This window comes from Limnohabitans sp. WS1 (genome assembly GCF_003063265.1).
Classification (GTDB): domain Bacteria; phylum Pseudomonadota; class Gammaproteobacteria; order Burkholderiales; family Burkholderiaceae_C; genus Limnohabitans_A.
The window spans coordinates 77,149-94,771 of the sequence record NZ_NERU01000007.1 but is presented as its reverse complement, the minus strand read 5'-3'; the positions used below and the strand labels follow the sequence as shown (position 1 = coordinate 94,771).

Genomic DNA, 17,623 nt, shown 5'->3' with positions numbered 1-17,623 from the left:
GGGTGAGGCATCACAAAAAGTGATGACCCCATGTGCTGACAGGACTGCACTGCACACAGACTTTTCCATACAGTCAAGATTTTGAAATCAAGAAGAGAGATGTCATGGATTTGCAACTCAAAAACAAAACCGCTTTGGTCACCGGCGCCAGCGTGGGCATTGGGCGTGGCATCGCCAAAGCCCTGGCCGCTGAGGGCGTGCGTGTGGCGGTGTCGGCACGGCGTGTGGACAAGCTGCAGGAGTTGGCCGCTGAGATCGTGGCCGCAGGGGGGCAAGCTCCCGTGATCATCGAGTCGGACCTGTATGCCGAAGACGCTGCCAAGCGTTTGGCCGAGGCGGCTTTGGCCGGTTTGGGCAGTGTGGACATTCTGGTGAACAACGCCGGGGGGTCGCGCAGCTTCAAAGAGTTGCATGTGAGCGAAGAGGCTTGGCAAGAGGCCATCACCTTGAACTTTCACCGCCCGCGCCAAGTGGCCGATGCCTTGATTGACCAGATGATTGCGCGCCAATGGGGGCGCATCATCAACATCACCGGCAAGAGTGAGCCCGAGCATACCAATGGGGCGTTTTGCGCCAAGGCCGGCATGCACAGCTGGGCCAAGGGCCTGTCGCGCATGGTGGGCAAGCACGGCGTCACCGTGAACTGCGTCCCACCTGGGCGTATCCATTCTGAGCAGATTTTCCGCAACTACACGCCCGAGTACCGCCAGTGGCAGTGTGAGAACGAAATCCCCATGGGCCGCTATGGCGAGCCCGAAGACATGGCCAATTTGGTCACGTTCTTGGCTTCCCCCCTGGCCAGTTACATCACGGGCGCAGTGATTCCGGTGGACGGTGGTTTGCGCAAGTACCAGTTCTGACGCGGTCCTGATCGCCCTCTTTGAAAGTGTTTATGAGTGTGGATGTTTTGGTCATAGGCGGCGGCAACGCCGCCCTGTGCGCGGCCTTGATGGCCCGCGAAGCCGGGGCCAGCGTGATGCTGCTGGAGTCGGCCCCGCGCGAGTGGCGCGGCGGCAATTCGGGTCACACGCGCAATTTGCGCTGCATGCACGACGCGCCCCAAGACGTGCTGGTCGATGCCTACCCGGAAGAAGAGTTTTGGCAAGATTTGCTCAAGGTCACGGGCGGCTTGACCGACGAGCACCTGGCCCGTTTGGCGATTCGCCATTCGGCCACTTGTAGGCCCTGGATGGTCAAGCACGGCGTGCGCTTTCAGCCGTCCTTGTCGGGCGCTTTGCACACGGCCCGCACCAACGCTTTTTTCATGGGTGGGGGCAAGGCACTGGTCAATGCCTATTACCGCAGCGCCGAAAAACTGGGCGTGCAGATCCATTACAACGCCGAGGTCGACACCGTTGAATTGGACGATGGCCGTTTTGTGGCCGCTTCCGTCATGCACAAACAGGCCGACGGCAGCGTGCGGCGTGAGCGCATCGCTGCCCGCACCTGCGTGCTGGCAGCGGGTGGCTTTGAGTCCAACCGCGAGTGGCTGCGCGAGGCTTGGGGCCAAAACGAGCGCGGCGAATACCCGGCGGACCAATTTTTGATTCGCGGCACGCGCTTCAACCAGGGTGTGTTGCTCAAGCACATGCTGGAACAAGGCGCTGACCGCATTGGTGACCCGACGCAGGCGCACATGGTGGCGATTGACGCCCGTGCACCGCTGTACGACGGCGGCATTTGCACCCGCATTGACTGTGTGTCTTTGGGCGTCGTGGTCAACCGCGAAGCGCGGCGTTTTTACGACGAAGGTGAAGATTTTTGGCCCAAGCGCTACGCGATCTGGGGCCGTTTGGTGGCGCAGCAGCCGGGGCAGGTGGCGTATTCCATCATCGACGCCAAAGCCGTGGGCCGCTTCATGCCGCCCGTGTTTGAAGGCACGCAGGCCGACAGCCTGCCTGAGCTGACCCGCAAACTGGGCCTGGATGAAGCGACCTTCATGCAAACGCTGAACGATTACAACGCCGCTTGCCGAGAAGGCAAGTTTGACCACACCGCGCTGGACGATTGCCACACCGAGGGCGTGAGTCCTGCCAAAACCCATTGGGCGCGGCCGCTGGACACCGCGCCCTATTACGCCTATGCCGTGCGGCCTGGCGTCACTTTCACTTATCTGGGCCTCAAAACCGATGACACGACCGCTGTGCGATTCAAGGACCAGCCCAGCCCGAACCTGTTTGTGGCGGGCGAGATGATGGCGGGCAATGTGCTGGGCAAGGGCTACACCGCCGGGGTGGGCATGACGATTGGCACGGCCTTTGGCCGGATCGCGGGCGAGCAGGCGGCCAAAGCCGTTAAGGCTCAAAAAGAAGGAGCGGCGCATGCAAACGCTTGAAGCCCTGACGCGCGATGCCCGTGCGCTGGCACGCGGTGAGTTGACAGCCCCGGAAGCGGAAGTGGCCCGTCAAATGCAAATTTGCAATGGCTGCCGCTATTGCGAGGGTTTTTGTGCGGTGTTCCCGGCCATGACGCGGCGGCTGGAGTTTGGCAAGGCCGATATCCATTACATGGCCAACTTGTGCCACAACTGCGGCGCTTGCCTGCATGCCTGTCAGTACGCGCCGCTGCACGACTTTGCCATCAATGTGCCCAAGGCCATGGCCCAGGTGCGCGGCCAGACCTATGCCGATTACGCCTGGCCACCTGCCTTGGGCAGCTTGTACCAACGCAACGGCTTGACCTTGTCGGTGGCCTTGGCATTGGGCTTGGCGCTGTTTTTGGTGCTGGCCATGTTGCGCCAGGGCACGCTGTGGTCAACGCCTGTGGCAGGGGGCTTTTATGCGGTATTCCCACACAACCTGATGGTGAGCCTGTTCGCCCCCATCTTCTTGTTTGCGGTGCTGGCGCTCACCCTGGGCGTGCGGCGCTTTTGGCGCGATGTGACGCCCGCCACCAGCGGAGCCGACCTGACGCCACCCGCCGCTGCCGAGGCCGCGCACGCCGCCTTGCGCCTGAAATACCTGGACGGTGGCCACGGCGAGGGCTGCCACAACGAAGACGACGCGTGGACGCATGCCCGCAGGCGCTACCACCACCTGACGTTTTACGGCTTCATGCTGTGCTTTGCCGCCACCAGCGTGGCCACGCTTTATCACTATGTTTTGGGCTGGCCTGCACCGTATGACCTGAGCACCTTGCCCAAGCTGCTCGGCGTCATTGGCGGGGTGAGTCTGACGGTGGGCACGGCCGGTTTGTGGCGCTTGAACCTGCGCCGCCACCCGGACCACGGCGACGCGGCGCAAAAGCCCATGGACCGGGGCTTCATCGCCTTGTTGTTCCTGGTGAGCGTGACGGGTTTGCTCTTGTGGCTGCTGGGCCCAACGGCGGTCATGCCTTTGATGCTGGCGCTGCACCTGGGCGCGGTGATGGCTTTGTTCTTGACCTTGCCTTATGGCAAGTTTGCGCACGGTGTTTTCCGCACGGCGGCTTTGCTGCGTTTTGCCATCGAAAAGCGCCAGCCCAACCGCTTGGGGCTGGGTGGGGAGTGACGGCAAAAGGGTAAACCCCCATTCATGGCGGGGTGATTTTCGGCTCAGAATGAGACTTTCCGTCTTTGGACGATTTATTTCTTTTGATGGTTTTGCCAGGAGTCATTCATGCGTTTTCCGGTGCTCAAAAGTTTGTTGACCGTTTCCACTTTGGCCGCCTTGGCCGGTGCCCCGGCTTGGGCGGCAGACAAGGTCAAAGTCGGCTTTGTCAGCACCTTATCGGGGCCCTCTGCGGCGCTGGGGGTGGACATTCGTGATGCCTTCATGTTGGCGGTCAAGCTCAATGGCGGAAAACTCGGTGGCCTGCCCGCCGATGTCTCGATCTCAGACGATCAGTTCAAACCCGACGTGGGCAAGCAGCTGTTTGAGCGCTACGTCAAACGTGACAAGGTCGACTTTCTGACGGGTGTGGTGTTTTCCAACATCATGTTGGCAGGCTTGCCCGAGGCGATCAGCGCCAAAACCATTTACCTGAGCCCCAATGCGGCACCATCGCCCATTGCGGGGGCCCAGTGCTCGCCTTATTTCTTTGCCGTGTCTTGGCCCAACGATGCCTACCACGAGGCAGCTGGCCAGTACGCGACCAACCTCAAGGTGAAGTCGGCCTATTTGTTGGCCCCCAATTACCAGGCGGGCAAGGATTCCTTGGCGGGTTTCAAGCGATTCTTCAAAGGCAATGTGTCGGGCGAGGTCTACACCAAACTGGGTGAGCTGGATTATTCTGCCGAACTGGCAGCCATACGTGCCGCCAAGCCCGAGGTGGTCTACACCTTTTTGCCCGGGGGCATGGGCATCAACTTCATCAAGCAGTTCATGGCCGCAGGCCTGAACAAAGACACCCGTCTGATTCAGCCTGGCTTTGGTGCCGACCAGGACGTGATCCGCGCGGTGGGCAACGACATGATGGGCGTGTTTGACACCGCTCACTGGGGCCTGGACCTGCCCAATGAAGCCAACAAGAAATTTGTGGCCGAGTTCGAGAAAGAATACAAGCGCCTGCCCACTTTGTACGCAGCCCAGGGCTACGACACTGCACTGCTGATCGATGCTGCCGTGCGTGCGGTCAACGGCAAAATTGAAGACAAAGAGGCCATGATCAAGACCCTGAAGACGGTCAAGTTCAACTCGGTGCGTGGCGATTTCCGGTTCAACACCAACCAGTACCCGATTCAGAACTACTACCTGCGCGAGGTGGTCAAGGACGCTCAAGGGCGTCTGGTCAACCGCATTGTGGGTCAGCCTTTGCTGAGCAACCACGGTGACGCCTACGTCAAAGACTGCCCCATGAAGTAAGGGCTTTCGCCTCACCTCATGACTGGTATCTTGATTTTGGAGCAGGCCTTGAATGGCCTGCAGTTTGGATTGATGTTGTTCCTGCTGGCCTCCGGGCTCACGCTGGTCTTCGGCATCATGGACATGATCAACCTGGCCCATGGCGCCCTCTACATGGTGGGGGCGTTTCTGACGGCCTGGTTGGTGCAGTTGACGCAGTCTTTTTGGCTGGGCGTGGTGCTGGCGGTCATGCTCACGGCCGTGGTGGGCATGCTGTTGGAAGCCACTTTGCTCAGAACCTTGTATGCCCGTGACCACCTGTCTCAGGTGTTGGCCACTTTTGCCCTGATTTTGATCATCAACGAGTCCGTTCGCATGATTTGGGGCACAGACATGCCCTTGTCCATACCCCAGGCTTTGTCGGGTCCGGTGGAGCTGTTGCCCGGCTTGCGCTATCCCAGTTACCGGTTGGTGATCATTGCTGTGGGCCTGCTGATCGCGCTGGTGCTGTATCTGCTGGTGACCCGAACCCGTATGGGTGCTTGGGTACGCGCCGGGGCGTCGAACCGCGAGATGGCCATGGCCATGGGCATCAACATCCGGCGCTTGTTCACCGGGGTGTTTGGCTTGGGGGCCGCTTTGTGCGCTGTGGCGGGCGCCATGCTGGGGCCGTTGTTGGCGGTGCAGGTGGGCATGGGTGAAAACATCCTGATCCTGGCCTTTGTGGTGATTGTGATTGGCGGCATAGGCTCGGTCTGGGGCGCTTTTGTCGGGGCCATTTTGGTGGGCTTTGTGGACACCTTGGGCCGCACCTTGTTGCCTTGGCTGTTTCGCGAAATTTTTTCACCCCAGTTTGCCAGCGCGGCGGGGCCAGCGGTGGCCTCGATTGCGGTGTACTTGCTGATGGCTGTCGTGCTGTTTGTCCGTCCTCAGGGACTTTTTTCCGGCCGTTGAGGAATGGGTCTGATGAACCACAAAACACCGGTCTGGGTTTGGGGTCTCGTGCTGGCGGGGGCGATCGCCTTGCCATTGTTCTTGCATGCCCGGGACATGGATTTTTACGTCAGCATGCTCAGCCGCATGATGATTTATGGCATTGCTGCCTGCAGCTTGAATCTGATTTTGGGCTACGGCGGTCTGGTGTCCTTCGGGCATGCCGCGTTTGTGGGCATTGGGGCCTACACCGTGGGCATCCTGATCACCGAGGGCCACACCAATGGCTGGACGGGTTTTGCCATCGCCATGGGGTTGTCGGCGTTGGTGGCGGGCATCATCGGTGCCATTTCTTTGCGCACCCGAGGGGTGTACTTCATCATGATCACGCTGGCCTTTGCCCAGATGATTTATTACCTGGTCAACTCCATCAAGGCCTATGGGGGCGATGAGGGTCTGAACATCAAGCAGCGCTCTGATTTTGGGCTGGGCCTGGACCTGAAGAACGATGTGACCTTTTACTTTGTGGTGCTGCTGGTGTTGGTGGTCACCTTGGTGCTGATTTCACGCATCATGCATTCGCGCTTTGGCCGGGTGATCCTGGCGATCCGCGATGACGATGTGCGGGTGGATGCCATCGGCTTTCCGTCTTACCGCTACAAGTGGGTGTTGTTTGTCATTGCCGGCACTTTGGGTGGCTTGGCGGGTGCCTTGATGGTCAACCACCAAAATTACGTCAGCCCGAACCTGATGCACTGGACGCAGTCTGGCATCTTGATGGTCATGGTCATTTTGGGCGGTGTGGGCACACTCACAGGCGGTTTGTGGGGGGCACTGGTGCTGCTGATTCTGGAAGACGTGCTGGCCGAATACACCTTGCATTGGCAGTTTTATGTGGGCTGGTTCTTGCTTGCGGTGGTCTTGCTGGCCCCCAAAGGCCTGGCGGGCTTGATTCGTCGCAAGGCGGCCAACGTGGGGGGGAAGGCATGAGCAACGGGGCCTTGCTTCAGGTGAAAGACCTGGTCAAGCAGTTTGGTGCCTTGCGGGCCACTGACCACGTCACGCTGGATGTGCAGCCGGGAGAAATCCACGCCTTGATTGGCCCGAACGGGGCGGGCAAGACCAGTCTGGTGGCCCAGCTGTCGGGCCATTTGCCCAGCGACAGCGGGCAGATCTTTTTTGATGGCCACGACGTCACGGCCATGCCCACCCACGAGCGGGTGCACCGCGGACTGGCCAGGTCTTTTCAGATCACGCGTTTGTTCAAATCCTTCACCGTGTTGGACAACGTGGCCCTGTCGGTGCAAGCCCGCAGCGGGAACAGTTTTTCTTTCTGGCGTCCGGTGCGCAGCGACAAGGCCTTGACGGACCAGGCCATGGCTGTGCTTCAGGAATTGGGTTTGCAGGACCGGGCGCACGATTCGGCCAGCGAGCTGTCGCATGGCGAGCAGCGCATTCTGGAGCTGGGTTTGGCGGTGGCCACCCGGCCGAAGTTGTTGTTGCTGGACGAGCCCATGGCCGGTGCGGGGCCGGTCGAATCCGAGCGGATCTTGAACCTGATCCTGAAGCTGCGCAGCCAGGTGGCCATTTTGTTGATCGAGCACGACATGGACGCGGTGTTCCGATTGGCCGACCGCATATCGGTGCTGGTCAACGGCGCGTTGGTCGCTACGGGCTCATCCGAGGCCATTCGGCACAACCCCCAGGTGATTGCCGCTTACCTGGGTGAGGAGCACGCATGAGCTTGTTGCAAGTGCGCGATGTGCAGGCCGCGTATGGCGAAAGCCAGGTTCTGTTTGGCATGGGCCTGAGCTTGATGCCGGGCGAGGTGATGGGTTTGCTGGGTCGCAACGGCATGGGCAAAACCACGCTGATCCGCAGCATTTTGGGGCTCAAGTCGGTCAAGTCTGGACAGGTGGTCTTTGATGGCCACGACATCACCAACCAAACGGCCGACCGGGTGGCGCGGCTGGGCTTGGCCGTGGTGCCCGAGGGGCGACAAGTCTTTCCCAATTTGTCGGTGGACGAGCACTTGACGGCTTTTGCCAGCAACCGCCACCAAAGCCGCACGCCCTGGACGCCTGCACGGGTTTATGAACTGTTTCCGCGCCTGGCCGAGCGTCGCGCCAACATGGGCTCGCAGTTGTCGGGCGGCGAGCAGCAAATGCTGGCCATTGGCCGTGCGTTGGTCACCAACCCGAGGCTGATGATTCTGGACGAGGCCACCGAAGGTCTGGCCCCGCTGATTCGCGAGGAGATCTGGCGTTGCCTGCGTTTGCTGCGCGAAGAAGGCCAGACCCTGATCGTGGTCGACAAATACGTCAACCGCCTGGTGGACATTGCCGACCACCATGTCATTGTTGAGCGCGGGCAAGTGGCGTGGGCAGGGGATTCTCAAGCGCTCAAGGATCAGCGTGAGCTGTGGACCCGTTATCTCGGTGTTTGAGCGTCAGAATTTTTTTGCCACCGACTTGATTGCCGCCAGCAGCCGCTGGCTGGCTGGGCTGAGGGTGCCCTTGCATCTGCGCGTGACACCCACATGCCGGACCCATGGGTTGCCTGTGGCTTGCAGAGGCTGCAGTTGGCCCGCGCGGACTTCCCAGTAAATCAATTCTTCCGGGATGAAGGTGAGTGCATCGCTTTGCATCACCATGGATTTCATCAGCACCGTGGAGGTGGTCTCGACTTGGGCGGTTGGCGGCTCCAGTCCATGCGCCACGAAATAATCGTCAAAAGCCAGGCGTTCCAGTTCGCGCTGTCGCGGCAGTACCCAAGGGTATGGGGTGAGCATCTCGGGCGTGACGACTTTATGCTGTGCCAAGGGGTGCCCGGCCCGGGCCACCACGGTGGCGTTTTCGGTCAACAGACGCTCATGGCTGAGGTCAGGGTCGGTGGCGCGAGCGGGCACCGATGACAAGGCAAAGTCCACTTCGCCTTGCTTGACCCAAGGCATCAGGGCTTCGTTCAAACCGTACAACACCGTCACCTTGATGTCCGGGTTGTCTTGGGTCAGAGCTTGCAGCGCCAAGGGCAACAAACGGGTGGCTTCGGTGGGCCCGCATCCCATCATCACATGGCCACGCTGAGCACCGCGCATGGCCTGGATTTCGCCCACCGCATTGCGCATTTCTGCCTCCATCACCTGGCCGTGTTGCATCAGGGCCTGGCCAAAGGGGGTGACGCTCACCCCGAAGCGTCCACGTTCCAGCAGGCGCACGCCCAGGGTTTTTTCAAGCGACTTGATGCTTTTGGACAAGGCGGGTTGGGAAATATCCAGCGACGCAGCGGCTTCGGTCATGTTGCCCAAACGGGCGGCCGCCAAGAAGAGTTGAACTTTTCGGTAATCCATAACCCATGGTAATGGAAATAGCATGACAGGTTGTAGGTCAAGGACTTGACCTTTGTTAACTTGAGGCCTGTCATCCCCCCTGAAGCCTGCCAAGGAGTTTTCATGCAACCGATCGTTTTGGAGAACCTGGTTCAACCGGACCGTGTTCATAAGAGTGTCTACACGGATCAAGCGCTGTTTGATCTGGAGATGGAACATATTTTCGAGAAAGCCTGGGTTTACTGCGGCCACGAATCGCAGGTCAAGGAGGTTGGTGATTACTTCACCATGCAGATCGGGCGTCAGCCCATGGTCATGGTGCGCGATGTGGACCGCAGTGTGCGCGTGCTCTACAACCGCTGCCCTCACCGGGGTGTGGAGTTGTGCGGCAACCAAAGCGGCAACACGGGCAAGGGTTTTGTGTGCTCGTACCATGCCTGGAGCTTTCACCTCAATGGCAAGGTCAAGGCCATCCCGCTGGTCAAAGGCTACGACGGCACCCGCATGCACACCGACGATGCCGATTGCAGCATGGTGCCTGCCGCCCGTGTGGACAGCTACCGTGGCTTTGTGTTTGCCAGCCTGTCCAAAGAAGGCCCGAGCTTGGTCGACTTTCTGGGCGAGGCAAAAATAGCGTTTGACGACATGTGTGACCGCTCGCCCGTGGGTGAGGTGGAAGCCGTGCCGGTGTGTCACCGTGTGGTGCAGCATTCGAACTGGAAGTTCTTCATGGAAAACCAGCTCGATGCCCTGCACCCCTCCGTCACGCACCAATCCACCGGGGTCTCGGCCCGCCGAGTGGAGCAGCGCCTCAAGAAAGACACAGGCTCGGCCCCCTTGTTTTTCCATTACCTGTCGACTTTTGCCTCCAGCTTTGACCAGTGGGATTCGGTGCAGACGGTCAACTTCAAATACGGCCATGGCATCTTGAAGGCCTATATGGGCCTGCGCCCTACCGACCCGGACACGGTCGAATACGAGGCCTTGATCAAACAGGCCTATGGCGAAGAAAAGGGCGAAGAGTACCTCTCGCGCAGCATTCACCATGTGCTGATTTACCCCTATTTGTCGGTGCAGTCGCCCTTGCAGCAGTTGCGCTGCCTGCGCCCGATGGCGCCCAACAAGACGCTGTCCGAGATCTGGCATTTCCGCCTCAAGGGTGTACCTGAGGCGATCTACGAGCGTTCGCTGTGGTACTTCAACCTGGTCAATTCACCCGCCACCATGATCAACGCCGATGACCTCGAAAACTGGACCAAGGGCCAGCTGGGGCTCGAATCCAAAGGTGGTGAATGGGTGAGCTTTCACCGCAATTACGGGGGCGACACCGAAAAAGACGGTGTGCTCTATTCGAACAACGGCACCAGTGAAGTGGTGATGCGCAACCAGTTCAAGGCCTGGGAGTCGTACATCCGCGCCGCCATTCAACCCACGGCCAAGGCCTGAACAGGAGACATGATTCATGCAACCCAAAGAAGTCAAAGAGGCCCTGGGCACGGGCGTGGTGATCGAAGCCATCCAGTCCATGTCGGGTGCCGAATCCATCGCACCCGACCACATGGGGCGTGGTCGCCTGCCCAGTCAGGGCTACATTCCCAAAGCCATCGCCGTGGATGCGGCCTTGCGTCGCCAGGTTGAAGAGTTGCTGTTCCATCAAGCGGCTTTGCTCGACAACAAGGCCTGGGGTGAATGGACCGAGTTGTTCACCGAAGAAGGCGTTTACTGGATGCCTTCGACCCCTTTGCAGACCGATTGGCGACGTGAGGCATCGATTTTTGCAGAGGATCGTTTGTTGATGGAAGTGCGCATGGGCCGGTTGCTGCACCCCAACGCCTGGTCACAAGCGGCCCAATGGGGCACCAATCACCTGGTAGGCAACATCGTGATTGAAGCGGCCACGCCCACCACGCTGGAGGTGTATTCGCGCTTTCAGATGATGGAAATGCGCCGTGATCAGGTGCGCCATTTTGGGGGCAGTTATCGGCACAGCCTCGTGCTGCAAGAGGGGGCCTGGAAGATCCAGTTGCAGCGGGTGGACATGACCAACGGCCAGGCCGCTTACGACTACGTGATCCAGGCCTGGGTGTAAACCTGCAAAAGGGGACACACCGCTGTGGAGACCTGCACCTGACTCAAGTCCGGGCGGTTTCTCGGCTGGCAATGACGCCGCCGCCCAGGCATACCTCGCCGTCATACAGAACGGCGCTTTGGCCGGGTGTGACGGCCCATTGGTCTTGTGCAAAGTTCAGTTCAAAGCCCAGTTCAGTGCCCACTTGACTTTCTACCATGGGCAGGGGGAGGTAGCTGCAGGCCGCATCGGCTTGTCGGTAACGCGTCTTGGCGGCGTAGGCCCCGGGTGCAGGGGGCTGGCCTGAGCACCAGCTCACATCGGTGGCTTGCAGCTGGGGCGACAGCAGCCAAGGGTGGTCGTGGCCTTGCACCACCCACAAGGTGTTGTTCGGGATGTCCTTGCGGGCCACAAACCAAGGTGTGTGCTCACCTGCGCCGCGCAAACCTTGGGCTTGCAGGGCTTTCATTTCAGCGCCTTTGGCCTTGATGCCGCCGATCCCTAAGCCCTGGCGTTGCCCCAAGGTGTAAAAACTCAGCCCCACATGCCGACCGATCGTGCGGCCAGACGGGTCTTTGATGGGGCCGGGTTCTTTGCTGATATAGCGGTTTAAAAACTCCCTGAAAGGGCGTTCGCCGATGAAGCAAATGCCCGTGGAGTCTTTCTTTTTGGCATTGGGCAGACCAATCTCTTCGGCGATGCGGCGCACTTCGGTCTTGTGCAACTCACCCACCGGAAACAGGGTTTTGGACAGCTGCGCCTGGTTCAGGCGGTGCAAAAAGTAGCTTTGATCTTTGCTGGGGTCCAGACCTTTGAGTAGTTCATGGCGGCCTGTAGTGGCGTTCAGTCGCACGCGGGCATAGTGGCCTGTGGCGATTTTTTCAGCACCCAGCCGCATGGCGTGGTCCAAAAACGACTTGAACTTGATCTCGGCGTTGCACAAGATGTCCGGGTTGGGCGTGCGTCCGGCCTGGTATTCACGCACAAACTCGGAAAAAACCCGGTCCTTGTAATCGGCTGCGAAGTTGACATGCTCGATCTCGATGCCCAGCACATCGGCCACGGCCGCTGCATCAACGAAGTCGACATTGGACGAGCAGTATTCGCTGTCATCGTCGTCTTCCCAGTTTTTCATGAAAATGCCGATCACCTCATGGCCTTGTTGCTTGAGCAGGTGAGCGGTGACAGCGGAATCGACGCCGCCGGACAAACCGACGACCACACGGGTGAGATGAGACATGCCGGCATTATCCCGTGAGCGGCCAAGGGCGGTGGCAGACGCGCATCAAGGGCCACAAATTTATAATGGCAGACTGGTCTTATTCTGATGCCCCTCCACTGCACTTGGTGCCCCCCCATTCGAACGGTCTTGCGTGACATCGCGCAGGGCTTGTTTCTTGTCACTCACAGTGGTTTGGCCATGGTGGGCTTGAGTGCGGCTGCGGTGGTGATGGCCCTGTGGTGGCACCCGCAAGGCCTGCACATGGCCGAAGAAGCCTTGTTCAATTGGCTGCGTGATCGCCAAGTGCTGATTACCTGGTTGCCTCAAAACACGGCCGATCGTGCCACGGCAGTCGATTTGAAAGACCTGCCTCGCTCGCAAGCGGCGGTGGCGATCTGGTTGGGGCAGAAATACAAAATTGCACCTGAGCCTTTGGCGGCCTTGGTGGCCGAGGCCCATGTCTTGGCCAAGCGTCATAAATTAGCCCCTCATTTGATTTTGGCAGTCATGGCGATCGAGTCCAACTTCCACCCTTATGTGCAAAGTCATGCAGGGGCGCAGGGCCTGATGCAGGTGATGACCACGATTCATGCCAAGCGCTACGAAGCCTATGGGGGAAAACTGGCCGCTTTCGACCCGATCACCAATTTGCGCGTGGGCGTGTCGGTGCTTGCCGATTCGATCAAACTCAAGGGCGGTTCTTTGGAAGATGGTTTGCGGTTTTATCTCGGTGGCGACGCTGTCACAGAAGATGGTGGTTATGTGGCCAAAGTCCAAGCTGAGCAGGCCCGTCTTGATCAAGTGGCTGCAGGTGTGAGCGTGCCCATTCAATGAGCTTGAGTTCATGAGTTTTGTGTCGCCGGAGTTCGGGCTTTTTTGCCTCTTGTTTTTGCCCGTTTATTGGGCATTGGCCAGCAGGCCAGGCTGGCAGCGGGGTTTGCTCATCCTGACGGGCTATGGCCTTTACGCGACGTGGGTGCCCAAGTTTGCCGTTTTTTTGTGCGTGTACAGCACCGCCATGTGGGCACTGGGCAGACGCATGCAAAGCGTGCCCGCCTGCCGTCGCCCCTTGTGGTTGGGATTGTGGCTGGCAGGTACTTTTTTGTTGTCGCTCAAATATTATGAATTTGTGCGTGAGACTTTTCAGGCCGTGTTGCAGGGCATGGGGTTTGACGCACTGTTGCCCGTGCTGGACGTGGTGGCCCCCGTGGGGGTTTCTTTTTTCACTTTTCAGGCCGTCACTTACTTGGTGATGGTCGGGCGTCAGCCGAGATTGGCCCGCTCATGGGCCGATGTGCTGCTGTTTTTGAGTTTTTGGCCCACTTTGTTTGCGGGCCCCATTTTGCGAGCCGATCATTTTTTCGACCAAATCGACGATCGCGATCCTCAAACTCGGGTGGGCCATCCCAAACAAGCCTGGTTGGCCTTCTACCTCATCAGTTTGGGTTTGGTGCAAAAAGTGGTGTTGGCCTCATATTTGTCAGCCCAGTGGGTCGATCCGGTTTACAAATTTCCCGAGCAATTCAGCAGCTTGGCTTTGATGGCCGCCATGCTGGGTTACAGCCTGCAAATTTTTCTCGATTTTGCAGGCTACACATCGATCGTGACTGGCCTGGCCTTGTTGTTGGGCTTCACTTTGCCCGTGAATTTCAGGCAACCCTATCTGGCGCGGAATTTGTCGGATTTCTGGTCCCGCTGGCATGTGTCTTTGTCCAGTTTTATCCGCGATTACATCTACATTCCCCTGGGGGGCAATCGCCGTGGCTTTGGCCGAACCCAGCTCAACGTGTTGTTGGGCATGCTCATCAGTGGTTTGTGGCACGGGGCCAATTGGACCTTTGTGGTGTGGGGACTGTTGCATGGCTTGGGGGTCGTGGTGGTGAACGGGGCTCAGCGCCTGGGCATGCCTGTTTGGCCTCGTTGGGCCGCACAAATGATGACTTTTGTGTTTGTCAGCTTGGCTTGGGTCTTTTTCAGGGCAGACTCGGTGCCTCAGGCTTTACAAATGCTGCAGGGCTTGTTTTTCAACGCCAAAGGCTTTTGGGCAGACGACATCCCACAGGCCTGGAGCCTGGTGTTGATCGCGCTGTGTGTGGCCGGGCTCAGCCCATGGGCCGCTCAATGGGAACACAAGGCAACGGTGCATTTGGCACGGTTGCCCCTCTGGGGGGGCGTGTTGGTGTTGGCACTCTTGCTTTGCTTGGTGCTGTTTTATGGGCCCGAAGGGGTGCCCAATTTCATTTATTACCGGTTTTGAGATGGCCCATCGTTTGTCTGCACGTCAATTGAGCTGGATGCTTCCCGCGGTCGCCCTGATGGTGACGCTTTGCTGGCTCACCTCGCTTGAAAGGTATTTGGGGGTGAGGTACCACGTCAGCTTGGAAGCTGCGCTGCCTGAGGCGCTGTCCAATGCCTTGTTTGCTCCCTCGCGTTGGCTCGATGACCGGGTGCGGGCCGGTGGTTCGAGGCCTTTGTTTCGCTTGGCATGGCCATCTTCCGACGAGGACCCGGCACAAACACCTGTTGTGTCCCGGACTCCTCAGCCGCCACAGTTACAAGACTTGCCCTCGCCTTTGCCCAAAGGGCAGTTTTTGCCCAGCTTGGCGCAGCAAAAACTCAAGCCCGGTGTACAGCGCATTTTGCTGGCCGGAGATTCCATGATGCAGGGTGTGGCCCCCTTGCTCATGCGTGATCTGGCCCGCTTGCACCCCGATTGGGAAGTGCATGACCTGAGTCGTCAAAGTACTGGCCTGACCGTCAGGCGGTATTTCGATTGGCCTCAACGCATCGTGGAAGAAATGGACGCCAAAAGTCTGAACTTGGTGGTGGTGTTTTTGGGGCCCAATGACCCTTGGGACATGGTGGTGGACGGCCAGCGTCACGGGTTTCCCTCTCCGGGCTGGGCGCTGAACTATGCTTTGCGCGTGGATGAGGTGGTGGCCGCAGCGGTTGAGCGCCAAGTCCGGGTGATTTGGATGGGTTTGCCCTCGATGCGAGAGGGGCGAGTGCGCGATGGCGCAGTGTTGCAAAACCACATTTTTCATGCTCGCGCTCAAAATTGGGGCACCGATTACCTGGCCACTGAGCCTCTCATCGGCGTGCTGTCTGAGCCATTTCAAAAATTCAAATTGGGCGCAGACGGTCAGCCCATGAACCTGAGGGCAGAAGACGGTATTCACATGACGCCCTCTGCCTTGCGCTTGGTCAAGCAAGCCTTGCTCGAACACATCCAAAAGGCGGCGCAGCCATGAAAAAGTCTTGGCTTGGAGGCTTGTTGACCCCTGTGGCGCTGCTTTTTTGGAGCCATGCTTTGGTGGCGCAAACACTGCCTTCAGTGCGTGCCGATGTGCAGCAAACCATCTTGCCCGTTCAAGCACGCCGTGATGCGCCTGATTTGCAATGCTCTCAGCGAGCGGCCCCACCTCGTGGCAAAGCGCCTCGTGAGATGGACCCTCAAGAAGTCCCCGATGAGGTGGACGTTCAAACCCAGTTGAAGCAGTTTCACGATGTTTTGTCCAACGGCCCATTGGCCGAGGGGCGTGCCCAAAAGCGCCCTTTGTGGCAAGCCCAGTCGGGCCAGCCTTTGCGTGTGGGCATATGGGGCGACAGTCATTTGGCAGCTGCTTTTTGGAGCCAAGAATGGGCACGTTTGTCTCAGTTGCCCCCCGAAGCTGTGAGCAGCCGTTTTTTGCCAGCCAGCATGAACCGGCCCGGTGTGCGCTTGCCCTTGCGCAAAAGCTGTGTGGGGCCGGGTTGGCAGTATGAGCCGGCGCATGCCGTGCCCGCAGGTGCCAGTGAACCTGGGCCTGGTTTGGTCAATTTGTGGACACCAGGCCAAGATGCGTGGCTGTCGCTGGACGTGCGCAATCTCTCGGCTCAAGCGGACAAGTCTCAGTTGCGCTTGTTGTATCAGCAAACCCGGGATCCGATCAGTTTGGCCATTCGCATCGATGGGGGTGAGGCGAAACGTGTGGATTTGCTGGGCCGCGAGGGCCCCGCTGTGCTGGATTTTGTGGGCGACGACGCGATGTCCACCATTGAGCTGCGCGTGCTTGAAGGACCGTTCAGGCTGAATGGTCTGGAGCTGCCCCTGCCCGTGGAAACCCGTTTGCAACTCGATGTGTTTGGTTACCCGGGGGCCACTGTGGCTGGCTGGCGTCAGTTGCAAACAACGGCGATGGCACCGTGGTGGGGCGCCTCCTCTTACGATGTGGTGGTCATGGCCTTTGGCACCAATGAGGGCAATGTGCAACCCTTCGATGCAGCGGCCTACACCCAGAGCTTGCGCTCATCGGTCGCTGCTTGGCGACAACTCTTTCCTCAGGCCGCCTGCTTGTTGGTGGCACCAGGGGATCGGGGCATTTTGGTGCGGCGGTCTCAAAAAAACCGATCTGGTGCAGTTCAAGGCACCAAGCCTGCGCCTGCAAAATTGCCAGATCTTCTCAAATTTACCCGGGTTCACGCTGAAATTGGGCGCATCCAAAAGCAGGTGGCCCAAGCCCATGGGTGCTATTTTTGGAGCATGCTCAGTGCCATGGGAGGGGCTGGCGGGTCTTACCGATGGGCCCAGCAAAACCCCGCCTGGATGGCCAAGGATTTGATCCATTTCACGGTGCCGGGCTACCAGCGCTTGGCCCAATCCATGGCCCAGGATTTGGGCTGGAATGCGTCTGTTTTTGCACCCAAGTAGCGATTGGCTCAGCCCGAATTCATGCCTTCAGGTGCGGCAAGCCTTTGACCGCCGGGTCGGTGTAAATGACCCCGAGTGGATAGCGTTGCCCGGCCAGATGGTCTTCTATGCATTGCAAAACCAGGGGACTGCGGTGACGGGATGCGCTGGCCCTGATTTCCTCGGGCGTCATCCACAGGGTGCGTTCAATGCCTTCATCAAGTTGTCGCCCTTCTTGCAAGTCACCCAATTCACCACAAAACGCCATGCGAACATAAGTCACGTCCTCTGACGTGGCCGGGCGATGAAAACGGGAGAGGTAAATACCCACTAAAGCCGTGGGGTTAAAAAGGTGCGCAGTCTCCTCCAAAGTCTCTCGAGCGCATGCCTCAGCGGGTGATTCCCCGGGGTCCAAATGGCCTGCGGGGTTGTTCAGTCGCAAGCCCTCTTGGGTCTGTTCTTCGATCAGCAAGTAGCGGCCTTCTTTTTCAATGATGGCGGCGACGGTGACATTGGGTTTCCAGCGTGTATCCATCTTTTGGATTATCAATGTTGGTGCGTCAGTTTGTGTGATGCGGGTTCTTTTGTCAGCAAACGGCAGGCCTGTTCGTGTTTAATATCAGAACTTGCTGATATTTGAATG

Annotated in this window: 17 protein-coding genes; 14 read left to right on the top strand and 3 right to left on the bottom strand. The window is 58.9% G+C overall.

From position 1 onward, the window contains the following. Positions 1-104: 104 nt before the first annotated feature. The 8 genes from B9Z48_RS10760 to B9Z48_RS10725 all read left to right on the top strand — a co-directional run bounded on the left by B9Z48_RS10760 (position 105) and on the right by B9Z48_RS10725 (position 8,139). Entirely contained in the window at positions 105-860 is a 756-nt protein-coding gene (locus tag B9Z48_RS10760) for an SDR family NAD(P)-dependent oxidoreductase (RefSeq protein ID WP_108378321.1), read from the top strand. 32 nt (positions 861-892) lie between these two features. Then, entirely contained in the window at positions 893-2,335 is a 1,443-nt protein-coding gene (gene tcuA, locus B9Z48_RS10755; protein ID WP_108378319.1) for an FAD-dependent tricarballylate dehydrogenase TcuA, read from the top strand. Next, entirely contained in the window at positions 2,322-3,488 is a 1,167-nt protein-coding gene (gene tcuB / locus B9Z48_RS10750; protein ID WP_108378317.1) for a tricarballylate utilization 4Fe-4S protein TcuB, read from the top strand. The genes tcuA and tcuB overlap by 14 nt, the downstream gene beginning before the upstream one ends. A gap of 108 nt (positions 3,489-3,596) precedes the next feature. Then, on the top strand, positions 3,597-4,781 hold the full coding sequence (locus tag B9Z48_RS10745; protein WP_089962279.1) for an ABC transporter substrate-binding protein: 1,185 nt from the start codon (positions 3,597-3,599) through the stop codon (positions 4,779-4,781). Between the two features lie 18 nt (positions 4,782-4,799). Next, on the top strand, positions 4,800-5,714 hold the full coding sequence (locus B9Z48_RS10740; RefSeq protein WP_089962275.1) for a branched-chain amino acid ABC transporter permease: 915 nt from the start codon (positions 4,800-4,802) through the stop codon (positions 5,712-5,714). Positions 5,715-5,726: 12 nt separating this feature from the next. Next, on the top strand, positions 5,727-6,683 hold the full coding sequence (locus tag B9Z48_RS10735; protein ID WP_108378425.1) for a branched-chain amino acid ABC transporter permease: 957 nt from the start codon (positions 5,727-5,729) through the stop codon (positions 6,681-6,683). Continuing rightward, positions 6,680-7,435 (top strand): ABC transporter ATP-binding protein, encoded by a 756-nt coding sequence (locus B9Z48_RS10730; protein WP_108378315.1) that lies wholly within the window; start codon positions 6,680-6,682, stop codon positions 7,433-7,435. Before B9Z48_RS10735 ends, B9Z48_RS10730 begins: the two co-directional genes overlap by 4 nt. Positions 7,436-7,437: 2 nt before the next feature. Beyond that, entirely contained in the window at positions 7,438-8,139 is a 702-nt protein-coding gene (locus B9Z48_RS10725; RefSeq protein ID WP_108378423.1) for an ABC transporter ATP-binding protein, read from the top strand. Between the two features lie 3 nt (positions 8,140-8,142). Here B9Z48_RS10725 and B9Z48_RS21380 read toward each other — a convergent pair whose 3' ends face one another. Then, a complete protein-coding gene (locus B9Z48_RS21380) occupies positions 8,143-9,042 on the bottom strand; it encodes a LysR family transcriptional regulator (RefSeq protein ID WP_158273248.1) in 900 nt (299 codons plus the stop codon). Positions 9,043-9,144: 102 nt separating this feature from the next. On the opposite strand from B9Z48_RS21380, the gene B9Z48_RS10710 reads away from it, so the two are divergent. Beyond that, positions 9,145-10,467 carry a Rieske 2Fe-2S domain-containing protein gene (locus B9Z48_RS10710; protein ID WP_108378313.1) on the top strand — a complete coding sequence of 441 codons (1,323 nt, stop codon included), beginning with the start codon at positions 9,145-9,147 and terminating at the stop codon, positions 10,465-10,467. A gap of 16 nt (positions 10,468-10,483) precedes the next feature. Further along, complete coding sequence (locus B9Z48_RS10705; protein WP_108378311.1) at positions 10,484-11,110, top strand: aromatic-ring-hydroxylating dioxygenase subunit beta; 627 nt, start codon at positions 10,484-10,486, stop codon at positions 11,108-11,110. A gap of 43 nt (positions 11,111-11,153) precedes the next feature. Here B9Z48_RS10705 and mnmA read toward each other — a convergent pair whose 3' ends face one another. After that, on the bottom strand, positions 11,154-12,329 hold the full coding sequence (gene mnmA / locus B9Z48_RS10700) for a tRNA 2-thiouridine(34) synthase MnmA (RefSeq protein ID WP_108378309.1): 1,176 nt from the start codon (positions 12,327-12,329) through the stop codon (positions 11,154-11,156). Between the two features lie 150 nt (positions 12,330-12,479). On the opposite strand from mnmA, the gene B9Z48_RS10695 reads away from it, so the two are divergent. The 4 genes from B9Z48_RS10695 to B9Z48_RS10680 all read left to right on the top strand — a co-directional run bounded on the left by B9Z48_RS10695 (position 12,480) and on the right by B9Z48_RS10680 (position 17,001). After that, positions 12,480-13,145 carry a lytic transglycosylase domain-containing protein gene (locus tag B9Z48_RS10695; protein ID WP_228769339.1) on the top strand — a complete coding sequence of 222 codons (666 nt, stop codon included), beginning with the start codon at positions 12,480-12,482 and terminating at the stop codon, positions 13,143-13,145. Positions 13,146-13,155: 10 nt separating this feature from the next. Next, positions 13,156-14,568, top strand: a complete 1,413-nt coding sequence (locus B9Z48_RS10690; protein WP_108378307.1) for an MBOAT family protein — start codon at positions 13,156-13,158, stop codon at positions 14,566-14,568. 103 nt (positions 14,569-14,671) lie between these two features. Beyond that, positions 14,672-15,562 (top strand): hypothetical protein, encoded by an 891-nt coding sequence (locus tag B9Z48_RS10685; protein WP_233261092.1) that lies wholly within the window; start codon positions 14,672-14,674, stop codon positions 15,560-15,562. Then, positions 15,559-17,001: a GDSL-type esterase/lipase family protein gene (locus B9Z48_RS10680; protein WP_108378303.1), complete on the top strand. Its 1,443-nt coding sequence runs from the start codon at positions 15,559-15,561 to the stop codon at positions 16,999-17,001. Before B9Z48_RS10685 ends, B9Z48_RS10680 begins: the two co-directional genes overlap by 4 nt. 19 nt (positions 17,002-17,020) lie before the next feature. Here the strand turns inward: B9Z48_RS10680 and B9Z48_RS10675 are convergent, their stop codons facing one another. Continuing rightward, the gene (locus B9Z48_RS10675) at positions 17,021-17,515 is read right to left on the bottom strand and encodes an NUDIX hydrolase (protein ID WP_108378301.1); all 495 of its coding nucleotides are present in this window, start codon (positions 17,513-17,515) and stop codon (positions 17,021-17,023) included. Positions 17,516-17,623: the final 108 nt, after the last annotated feature.

Excerpts from the sequence above, each read along its gene's own strand:
- B9Z48_RS10760 (WP_108378321.1), top strand. The coding sequence starts at position 105 with ATGGATTTGCAACTCAAAAACAAAACCGCTTTGGTCACCGGCGCCAGC.
- tcuA (WP_108378319.1), top strand. The coding sequence starts at position 893 with ATGAGTGTGGATGTTTTGGTCATAGGCGGCGGCAACGCCGCCCTGTGC.
- tcuB (WP_108378317.1), top strand. The coding sequence starts at position 2,322 with ATGCAAACGCTTGAAGCCCTGACGCGCGATGCCCGTGCGCTGGCACGC.
- B9Z48_RS10745 (WP_089962279.1), top strand. The coding sequence starts at position 3,597 with ATGCGTTTTCCGGTGCTCAAAAGTTTGTTGACCGTTTCCACTTTGGCC.
- B9Z48_RS10740 (WP_089962275.1), top strand. The coding sequence starts at position 4,800 with ATGACTGGTATCTTGATTTTGGAGCAGGCCTTGAATGGCCTGCAGTTT.
- B9Z48_RS10735 (WP_108378425.1), top strand. The coding sequence starts at position 5,727 with ATGAACCACAAAACACCGGTCTGGGTTTGGGGTCTCGTGCTGGCGGGG.
- B9Z48_RS10730 (WP_108378315.1), top strand. The coding sequence starts at position 6,680 with ATGAGCAACGGGGCCTTGCTTCAGGTGAAAGACCTGGTCAAGCAGTTT.
- B9Z48_RS21380 (WP_158273248.1), bottom strand. The coding sequence starts at position 9,042 with ATGGATTACCGAAAAGTTCAACTCTTCTTGGCGGCCGCCCGTTTGGGC.
- B9Z48_RS10710 (WP_108378313.1), top strand. The coding sequence starts at position 9,145 with ATGCAACCGATCGTTTTGGAGAACCTGGTTCAACCGGACCGTGTTCAT.
- B9Z48_RS10705 (WP_108378311.1), top strand. The coding sequence starts at position 10,484 with ATGCAACCCAAAGAAGTCAAAGAGGCCCTGGGCACGGGCGTGGTGATC.
- mnmA (WP_108378309.1), bottom strand. The coding sequence starts at position 12,329 with ATGTCTCATCTCACCCGTGTGGTCGTCGGTTTGTCCGGCGGCGTCGAT.
- B9Z48_RS10690 (WP_108378307.1), top strand. The coding sequence starts at position 13,156 with ATGAGTTTTGTGTCGCCGGAGTTCGGGCTTTTTTGCCTCTTGTTTTTG.
- B9Z48_RS10680 (WP_108378303.1), top strand. The coding sequence starts at position 15,559 with ATGAAAAAGTCTTGGCTTGGAGGCTTGTTGACCCCTGTGGCGCTGCTT.
- B9Z48_RS10675 (WP_108378301.1), bottom strand. The coding sequence starts at position 17,515 with ATGGATACACGCTGGAAACCCAATGTCACCGTCGCCGCCATCATTGAA.